The sequence below is a fragment of the Vibrio sp. Vb1337 genome (assembly GCF_033338715.1).
Lineage (GTDB): Bacteria > Pseudomonadota > Gammaproteobacteria > Enterobacterales > Vibrionaceae > Vibrio > Vibrio alginolyticus.
Window position 1 is genome coordinate 1 of sequence record NZ_JAWOTD010000041.1, and the last position, 8,679, is coordinate 8,679.

Here is an 8,679-nt window from a genome sequence, read left to right on the forward strand (position 1 = left end):
TATGCGTTAGTTTTAGTGGTTAAGGTGTTATGCGGCGGCTTCGCTATTGCGTGCCTCACACCTTAACAAGGCGTTAGCGTAGTTTATAAAGTACATAGTAGGTTTTTGTGGTTAAGTTCTTTTTGTTAGTTATATTTTCTGTTTTTGTTGGGTTTATGGGAGTTTTTCTCGGTGGCTATTTTTACCCGATTTTTTTGAGTTATGGCTTTTTTCCAGAGTCAGTATCTTCTGGAAATGACTATTTTAATACCCCTGAGTTTGGTAACTGGGCTATGTGGTTTGGTGCCGTTTCAACTTTTGTAGCGGCTATAGGTACGGTTGGAACATTCGCATTCTTAGCTTACGACCACATAAAGAATAGGAAATTTAACCAAGAGCTTAAAAAAAGGGAAATGGAGACTCTACAGTTTCAGCAGTATCAAGTTCATAAAGAGTTGTTTAAAGAACTATTACTCGATTTAAATAATCATCCGGATATGAAGTTTAAATTTAGAGATATCAATACTTTATACAAAAAGGTTTTCCCCAATAATAGAATAGGAAATTGCATTTATCATATGAGCCACACAGAAAGTGCCTTTGCACAAGATGCTGTGTCTTTCTTAAATACAATGATAGAAGACCTAAATGATTTAAATCGCCCTGACTGTAAAGGGTTTTTCTCCGATCTAGATGAACTAATGACTATGTGTAACCTAGAGTTAAATGAGCATGGCTTCGGGGATGTTTGTTATCATGAAAAAAAAGTTATTAATATTTATCATATAACAGAGGTGATAAATCAGTTGCGAAGCATTGTTGCTTCTATTCTTGAGTTTATTGGTATATCAAGCTCAGTTTTACCACTACCCATGAGCAAAAAATTATTGGGGACGCAACAGGTATCATTCCTTATTGCCTTATCTCAAGTACATAACCTAAAAATGAGCGGCGCTGACATAGAATACTTATACATTTTGGCATTCGGTATCCGACTGAGATCTGATATGGAGGCACTAGGTGTAGAATCAGTTAATCGCTATACAGATGATGTTTATAATTTATTGAGCAATGCTCATGAAATGAGTAACCATATCGCCCAAAACTACATGATTCGTATATATTTTGATGCTATTGCTGAGGACTATTATAGTCTCAAAAAAGTGGATGAAAATGCTCGTTGTGTTGTAGGCTTGGCACCACTACTTGAATCATTCTCAAATAGTAATGGGTTTGTTTTTGAGGAAAAGTCGTTTAACTAAGCTAACAATCTGTTTAAGAGTGATTCGCAACGCGTGGCATTTTTACTATGCGTTGCGTTTAGTATTTTAGGTGGTATGCGGTGGCTTTGGTATTGCGTTGCTCACACCTTAACAGGGCGTTATGTGTTTTCGCCAAATTTGTAGCTACAAGGTATTGATAATATGCATCATAATAATTTGAAAGGAAAATCGGTAATATTACTATGAAGTACAGTGTTCTTTTTTCCACGATAATTCTTCTATTTCATACTCCTGCGAATGCTATTCAAATGAATGAAAATGAGATTATTACGTTGGAATTGTGTCAAGATCCCATTTTATCCGTGTCGACGGTTTCATTTACACTCATGAGCAATGCTGTAATTGAAAAACATAGCTACAAAAATGGAAAGCCTTTAACTTTTAAGCACAACATAGAGAGAACTCACGTAGAAGGTGGAACTTATTACCTGTTTACAGATTGGAGTGAAACTGAAGCTGGCACCAAAAAAGCTATTACTATCGAATATAGTGGTAAGTCAATTAATAAATACTCAGCGGAACTAATTGGTGAAAGTGTGGACAGTGCATTATTACTGAACGCTAAAAATGAGTTTTATATCTGTCGTGATAGAAAATAGCTGCCACATAAACATCAACACATAACAATCTGTTTAAGAGTGATTCGCAACGCTTGGCATTTTTGCTATGCGTTGGTTTTAGTGGTTAGGGTAGTATGCGGAAGCTTTGGTATTGCGTTGCTCACACCTTAACAGGGCGTTAGTCGCCAGAAAAAGCTAGCAATCAAAATCATGTTTCTAAGCTCAAAATTTGGCTGCTGATTGTTCGGCTCACAGGTTCATCGTCGTTGGTCCAAACTCATTTTCAGCTGTTTTAAGTCCAAAGTTTTGCAAGTGTCCTCGCGGTTGTTTTGTTCTTTGGTGCTGACATAGCAGGGCAATCGAGAGTTTGTTTTTGGTTGCAACTCCGCTCGTTGAATTTGTTGTTACAAAAGCAGATTTACTCGCTGAAATGACGTTTTCTCTGGTGTGGTAAGTTCCACGTGGTTTCAGTGACTTTGTTGAAAGTCCGCACTGTGAGATTGGTTTTCCAAAAGCGTTTTTTGGTGTTGTCAGTCCGTTTTCTGCGGCGTTGTTTGTTCCAAGTGGTTTCATTGACTAGCCGCTTTGAGACTACGCCTGATTTAAATGAATCAAAGCACATAAAGTTTGTTGTTTGCAAAGTTTGGTTCGGCTTAAAATTGTCGCTCGGTGCCTCGCGACTAACAAACTGCTCAAGAGGGATTCGCAACGCGTGGCATTTTTACTATGCGTTGATTTTAGTGATTAAGGTGGTATGCAGCGGCATCGGTATTGCGTTGCTCACCCCTTAGCAGGGCGTTAGCTGTTTGAGGAAAAAATGAGAAAATTCGATAAGCCGCTATTCTGGCTGTATATAAAAACAAGAGACTCATTGTTGTCATCTTTTAAGGGCTTTCTGGGAATGCTTTTAGTGTTGATCGGGGCAGCAGTAGTTTTAGGTAATGAATCCCCTGAGAATGTCTGGATTTCGGTGGGAATCATTTTATTAGTATCTAGTCTTCCAGTCTCAATGGGCTTGATGATGGTAAAGTTCAAATTTAAGAGCTTTGCTGGATCAATACCTACAGCAGAACTAGCGTACTTCTTACAGCACGATGAAGGTGCAAACTCAGATAAAGCTGTGAGAGGTTTATTTTCGTTATCCCTATCTTTTATGATTTACCTTTGGTTTACGATGGTAGCTATCGCAGCTCTTGGTATGTTGGGAGCAAAGCTCGTGTTGTAAAACACAGCTAACAAACTGCTCAAGAGGGATTCGCAACGCGTGGCATTTTTACTATGCGTTGATTTTGGTGATTAAGGTGGTTTGCGGTGGCTTTCGTATTGCGTTGCTCACCCCTTAGCAGGGCGTTATGGCTTTCGGAATAATTCGAGTTAGGTAGCACAGTTGGTATTACTAAATATAGTGCCATGCCTCTCGCTAATCGAGCGTTATCAACTTATCATATATCAACTGTTAATCGAAAAGTTGAAAGTTTATGTCATTCCCTCCTTGTCCAAATTGTCAGTCTGAGTATGTGTATCAAGATCAAGCTAACTTGGTTTGTCCGGAGTGTGCGTTTGAGTGGAACCCTGATGAAGTTGCCCAAGATGAACTTATTAATGTTAAGGATGCAAATGGTACTTTGTTAGCCGAGGGTGACAGAGTTACTTTGGCAAAAAATCTTAAAGTTAAAGGTAGCTCCCTGGTGTTGAAAATCGGTACAAAAGCAGTTGTCAGGCGTATTTTTGATAGTAAAGACCACCAACTCGACTGCAAGGTCGATGGTGCTGGAGAAATGATGGTAACAGCGGCGTTCGTGAAAAAAGCTTAGGCTCGCGAAGTTAAGTATCGCCATAACAAAGCATTTAAGAGTGATTCCCAACGTTTGGCATTTTTCATTCCATCGTGGGTTTTGTGTTTACGATGGTCTGGCTAAGTTTTGTGGTAGCGTTGCTCACACCTTAATGCGGCGTTATGCGCTAGTGCATTTAAATATCGAGGGATGTATGGATAATGAACTACCAAAAGCAATGGTATTGAAAACAATAGATGGTAGACATGTGGGTTTCATGTTGTTAGCTCCCAATTCAGGCGAGTCGGGGGAATGTGTTTTCAGTTTATCTGCGTCATGTGCAGAGGTAATCGATAGCAATTTAGGTGTCGTTCTATCTGAGCTTAAAGTTTCTGGCGAGCATAAATACGTAGTGGAAACCATAAAAGATGGGTACTTAATTAATATTGCACCAATAGGCCTACCTAATGTTCAAGTTCAACTTAATCATCAGTTCTCCGGAGATATAGTTACTGATATTGAAGGACGAGTCGCTTGTATTGGAACAGCTGAATTAGTGGAGCAAAGCGCATAACAAACTGTTTAAGAGTGATTCACAACGCGTGGCATTTTTACTATGCGTTGACTTTAGTGTTTAAGGTGGTGTGCGGCAGCATCGGTATTGCGTTGCTCACACCTTAACAGGGCGTTATGCCTCACAAGGAAAAGGAACTTTCGATGTTTAAACTCGAGACTAAGCGTCTGATTATTAGGGATATGACTCTGAACGATGAAGATGCTTTTGTTGCTATGTCTCAGGATGCTAAATATCAGCGTTTCTATGACGAAGGCGATTGTGACCCTAATAAATACCGAGAGTTAACAAGCTTGTTTATCGCTCAGGCTTCTGAGAGGCCAAGAAGATCATACCAATTAGCTGTCGAGTGTAAGGTGTCAGGTGAGCTCGTTGGGACTGTTTGTTTACGGCTAGAGGACAATCAGCAGGCTTCGATGGGGTGTGCATTTTCGAGAGCCTCTCAAGGTAATAAGTTAAGTCATGAAGCCGCCTTGGCTCTGGCAGATTTTGGGTTCTCGGAGTTGGGAGTTCACCGCATTTATGCGGAGACAATCAGTAAAAACCTGCCAGCTATTAAGCTCTGTAAGTCTCTGGGTATGCGTCAAGAAGCACATTTTATGGAGCATCGTTTTTTCAAAGGACAGTGGTGGGATACGGTTGTTTTGGCAGTCCTTCGAGCCGAGTGGGGTAAGGCATAACAAACTGTTTAAGAGTGATTCGCAACGCGTGGCATTTTTACTATGCGTTGGTCTTAGTGATTAAGGTGGTATGCGGGAGCTTGGTATAGCGTTGCTCACACCTTAACAGGGCGTTAGGCTAATCAGGGAGATAAAGATGTCACTTTGGGTTTTGGTTCCGCTTTCATTTTTCCAGCTTGGAGTAGGCTGCATTATTGGTTTTGGGCTTATATTTCTCTCAGGTATAGATAGGAGAGAGAAGCTTTCTGAGTTCAACAATAACGTTTTTGTAGCACTATGGTTTCTATATGTCTTTTCGGTGTTCACGAGTTTCGGACTAGTAATTTATTTTTACTTAATTGATAGTCAAGCATCGTATTATCTATGGTATTTAACACAATGGATTGTATTGGCCGTTCTTGTAGGCTACTGGCGAATAGCGAGCGTAAAATTAGCCTAACAAACAGTTCAAGAGGGATTCACAACGCGTGGCATTTATACTATGCGTTGGTTTTAGTGTTTAAGGCGGTATGCAGCGGCTTTTGTATTACGTTGTTCACCCCTTAACTGGGCGTTATGTTTAATAGGAGGCTTCGATGGGGCGTGCAAAAGAAGAGCTCTATGATATTCAACTTGCCGATAGAGATAGATATTTCTCAAAACTACTTGGTATAAGCTTGGAAGAGCTAGAACTCCTTGATTGGGATATCTCCGAAGAGACGAATGATGATGGCTTTCTGTACGGCTATATCATGCAGTTTTCTGAAGAGTCTGATCCTGAGGTCTTAGATAAAATCCAAGATCAGTTAGATGGGCACGATTTCTTGTATCTCGATATATCTGACGTTGAAATACCCTTCATTGAAGGGGATGATGCTCAATCTAATCAATACAAAGTATTTGAGAACCATATTCGAAGTGTAAACGACATATTAGCCCTACCATGTAACCCTGATGCCAAGTTTAGCCTCTATGTAATGTTATTTGCTCATATCATCTCGGCTACCGAGGGTTACTTGTCATCTCAGTTCATTTATCAGGTATCACGTAACCCCAAATTAATGCGTAAACTTGTGGAAAATGACAAAGAACTTTCGAAGCGAACGTTTAGCTTAAAGGAAATATATCACCAAAAAGAAAACCTAAATGACACGGTATCTAAGCATCTAAAAGACCTTATTTTCCATAATGTTGCTAAAGCTAAGGAAATGTATAGCGCAATATTAAACTACCAAATGGAGGAGCTTGGGTGGTTGTTTAAGGCGGTGGAAGTTAGGCATCATTGTGTACATCGAGCAGGGTATGATAAAGATGGTAGTCCTGTATCAATAACGAAAGACGCGTTGATTGAGTTAGTAAATAGATGTGATGAACTTTGTTTATCAATAGATAAGCACTTAAATAATTAAACATAACAATCTGTTTAAGAGTGATTCGCAACGCTTGGCATTTTTACTATGCGTTAGGTTTAGGGGTTAAGGTGGTATGCGGGAACTTCAGTATTGCGTTGCTCACCCCTTAACAGGGCGTTATGTTTCAATCGAGAATTTTGGGGTTCTTATGGTAGATAGTTGGGTTACAGTCGTAGATACCGCGATTAAAATTGGTCTTGGAGCGGCAATCGCTGCTATCTCTGGCTATGTTGGTTTAGTGAAGAGCCAGAAACACGAAAATGATAAGTTTAAACGTGAGCTCTTCTACCGCTTGCAGCAAGAGAAAAAGGAAAAATACCTCGAGCTATTAGTGCAATCCCAGGAACTTATCCAAAGTCATTTGTATACATGCTCAACGCCTGATTCAATTGCTTGTAAAGAATATATCAGGGCGTTTAACGAAGTTCAGTTACTCTCGGAAGACAATATCAGAGTTCCAGCTTTTCAAATGTTCTCTGCCGTAGAAGCATTTGTATACCTGAGAAAGAATCAACAAGAAGTCGACCTAATTGACAATATGGTTCGTAAAGCTCGAGAGAAAATTTCAATTTTCCAAAAAATCGCTCAGGTAGAAGTAACCAAACAATACCAAGAAACATAACAAACTGTTTAAGAGTGATTCGCAACGCGTGGCATTTTCGCTATGCGTTGCGTTTAGTGTTTAAGGCGGTATGCGGCGGCATCGGTATTGCGTTGCTCACACCTTAACAGGGCGTTATACGAACTCGCAAAATTTAACATGGAGAACAAATTGAAAGATTATGAAGTTTATCTGTTCGATATGGACGGAACGTTAGTAAATTCAGAGCCATTAAAGGGTAAAGCTCTAGCATTGGCTTGTGCAGATTACGGCGCTCAAGTTGATCACAATATATATAAAGACGTTATGGGTGAAAGTTGGCAGGTTGTGACTGGTCACTTTTTTACTCATGCGGGCATTTCACCAGATCTAGGCGAGTTTAATCGTTATTTTCGAGCTCACTACGAACTGATGTTAAACGACGAACTTGAGTTGAATGCAGGAGCTAAAGCGTATATTGAACACTTGAAAAAAGCAGGGAAAAAATGTGGTGTTGTCAGCTCGGCAGCAACATGGATGGTTGAAAATATTTTGACTTCATTGCAGTTAGAAACAGCTTTTGATCTTGTTATTACCCAAGAGCATGTAACCAAGCATAAACCTGATCCTGAAGCTTATAATCTTGCACTCGCAAATTTAGATGTATCACCTGAACATACAATAGTGTTCGAAGATTCAACAGCAGGCATTAGCGCAGGTAAATCTAGTGGTTGTGACGTTATTGCCGTTAGGCATGAGTTTAATGGAAAAAATGACTTAAGCGGCGCATTAAGATCTATCAGTGTGTACGATGAAATGTTCGTATAACAAAGCATTTAAGAGTGATTCTCAACGCTTGGCACTTTTAATTCCATCGTTGAGTTCAGTGTTTACGGCGGTAAGGTTGAGTTTCGTGGTCGCGTTGTTCACACCTTAATGCGGCGTTATATTATTCATGAAAAATGAGGTAGGTACATGATTTCACATAAGATGAGGTTTACTTTTGTAAAAAGTGGAATTCTTTCTGAACTAGATAGTTACATGCAGCACTCCGATCAAGTAGACAGCACTCCGATCAAGTAGAGAGTTTACTAAATGATGAAGTAAAAGCATTTGAAGATCGCCATAAAAATATCGCTGCAACAATGGATCAAGATCAGGCTGAAGAGTACTTGGAGTACATGAGCGATGAATACTGGGAATTAGCTGATAAACTTCCATCAATACAGAGGAAATCTGAGCTGATCAGTATTTATACATTGCTTGAAAATGGGCTCAATCAAATCTGTTCTATTTACGAACATCATCTTACTAATCCCATAAAGTTAGCTGACTTGTCTTCTCATGGAATAATTGACAAGTCAAAGAAATATCTTGAAAAAGTGGCACAAATTAACTTTCCATCTCAAACTCCTGAATGGGAGGAGATCAAGAAAGTTCAACAAATTAGAAATGCTTTTGTTCACCGAGACGGGTTAATAAAAAGTAATAATCAAGAAATAGTTAATTATATTAATCAGTCAAATTACTTATCGTTGAAAAACCAAGATAAAGTAGTAATTGAAAAAGGGTTTACGCTCCATTGCTTAAAATTATTCCGTGACTTTTTCGAGGAACTATTCACAGACATTGAGACTATCGACTAATAATATAACAAACAATTTAAGAGTGATTCACCACGCTTGGCAGTTTTGGTTTGGGTTAAGTTTAGTGTTTACGGCGTCCAATTTTAGGGTAGTGGTAGCGTGGTTCACACCTTAATTGGGCGTTATGTGTCTACGGAGGAAAGAGTGATATCCGATATCTTAGAAGAAATTTTGACACCAGTTTCTAGGACGATTAATAAGGTTATTGGCT

11 protein-coding genes are annotated in these 8,679 nt (G+C 39.4%); 10 read left to right on the top strand and 1 reads right to left on the bottom strand.

Going from position 1 to position 8,679, the window contains the following annotated elements; genetic code table 11:
- The first annotated feature begins 107 nt into the window (after nucleotides 1-107).
- Both R7E42_RS23445 and R7E42_RS23450 read left to right on the top strand, forming a co-directional pair.
- On the top strand, nucleotides 108-1,241 hold the full coding sequence (locus tag R7E42_RS23445) for a hypothetical protein (RefSeq protein ID WP_318073030.1): 1,134 nt from the start codon (nucleotides 108-110) through the stop codon (nucleotides 1,239-1,241).
- Nucleotides 1,242-1,444: 203 nt separating this feature from the next.
- Nucleotides 1,445-1,861: a hypothetical protein gene (locus tag R7E42_RS23450; RefSeq protein WP_318073031.1), complete on the top strand. Its 417-nt coding sequence runs from the start codon at nucleotides 1,445-1,447 to the stop codon at nucleotides 1,859-1,861.
- Between the two features lie 210 nt (nucleotides 1,862-2,071).
- On the opposite strand, the gene R7E42_RS23455 is transcribed toward R7E42_RS23450, so the two are convergent.
- The gene (locus R7E42_RS23455; protein ID WP_318073033.1) at nucleotides 2,072-2,395 is read right to left on the bottom strand and encodes a hypothetical protein; all 324 of its coding nucleotides are present in this window, start codon (nucleotides 2,393-2,395) and stop codon (nucleotides 2,072-2,074) included.
- Between the two features lie 244 nt (nucleotides 2,396-2,639).
- Here R7E42_RS23455 and R7E42_RS23460 point away from each other — a divergent pair, with 244 nt between their 5' ends.
- From R7E42_RS23460 to R7E42_RS23500, 8 genes are all read left to right on the top strand, one after another.
- Complete coding sequence (locus R7E42_RS23460) at nucleotides 2,640-3,047, top strand: hypothetical protein (protein WP_054577321.1); 408 nt, start codon at nucleotides 2,640-2,642, stop codon at nucleotides 3,045-3,047.
- Nucleotides 3,048-3,300: 253 nt separating this feature from the next.
- The gene (locus R7E42_RS23465) at nucleotides 3,301-3,636 is read left to right on the top strand and encodes a zinc ribbon domain-containing protein YjdM (RefSeq protein ID WP_262666997.1); all 336 of its coding nucleotides are present in this window, start codon (nucleotides 3,301-3,303) and stop codon (nucleotides 3,634-3,636) included.
- A gap of 175 nt (nucleotides 3,637-3,811) precedes the next feature.
- Nucleotides 3,812-4,171, top strand: coding sequence for a hypothetical protein (locus R7E42_RS23470; RefSeq protein ID WP_222808764.1), 360 nt, complete (start codon nucleotides 3,812-3,814; stop codon nucleotides 4,169-4,171).
- 143 nt (nucleotides 4,172-4,314) lie between these two features.
- The gene (locus tag R7E42_RS23480) at nucleotides 4,315-4,851 is read left to right on the top strand and encodes a GNAT family protein (protein WP_318073034.1); all 537 of its coding nucleotides are present in this window, start codon (nucleotides 4,315-4,317) and stop codon (nucleotides 4,849-4,851) included.
- A gap of 575 nt (nucleotides 4,852-5,426) precedes the next feature.
- Complete coding sequence (locus R7E42_RS23485) at nucleotides 5,427-6,239, top strand: hypothetical protein (protein ID WP_052147627.1); 813 nt, start codon at nucleotides 5,427-5,429, stop codon at nucleotides 6,237-6,239.
- A gap of 76 nt (nucleotides 6,240-6,315) precedes the next feature.
- Nucleotides 6,316-6,864 (top strand): hypothetical protein, encoded by a 549-nt coding sequence (locus tag R7E42_RS23490; protein WP_318073035.1) that lies wholly within the window; start codon nucleotides 6,316-6,318, stop codon nucleotides 6,862-6,864.
- Between the two features lie 138 nt (nucleotides 6,865-7,002).
- A complete protein-coding gene (locus R7E42_RS23495; protein ID WP_010448839.1) occupies nucleotides 7,003-7,650 on the top strand; it encodes an HAD family hydrolase in 648 nt (215 codons plus the stop codon).
- 317 nt (nucleotides 7,651-7,967) lie between these two features.
- Nucleotides 7,968-8,468, top strand: coding sequence for a hypothetical protein (locus tag R7E42_RS23500; protein ID WP_318073036.1), 501 nt, complete (start codon nucleotides 7,968-7,970; stop codon nucleotides 8,466-8,468).
- The last annotated feature ends 211 nt before the right edge of the window (nucleotides 8,469-8,679 follow it).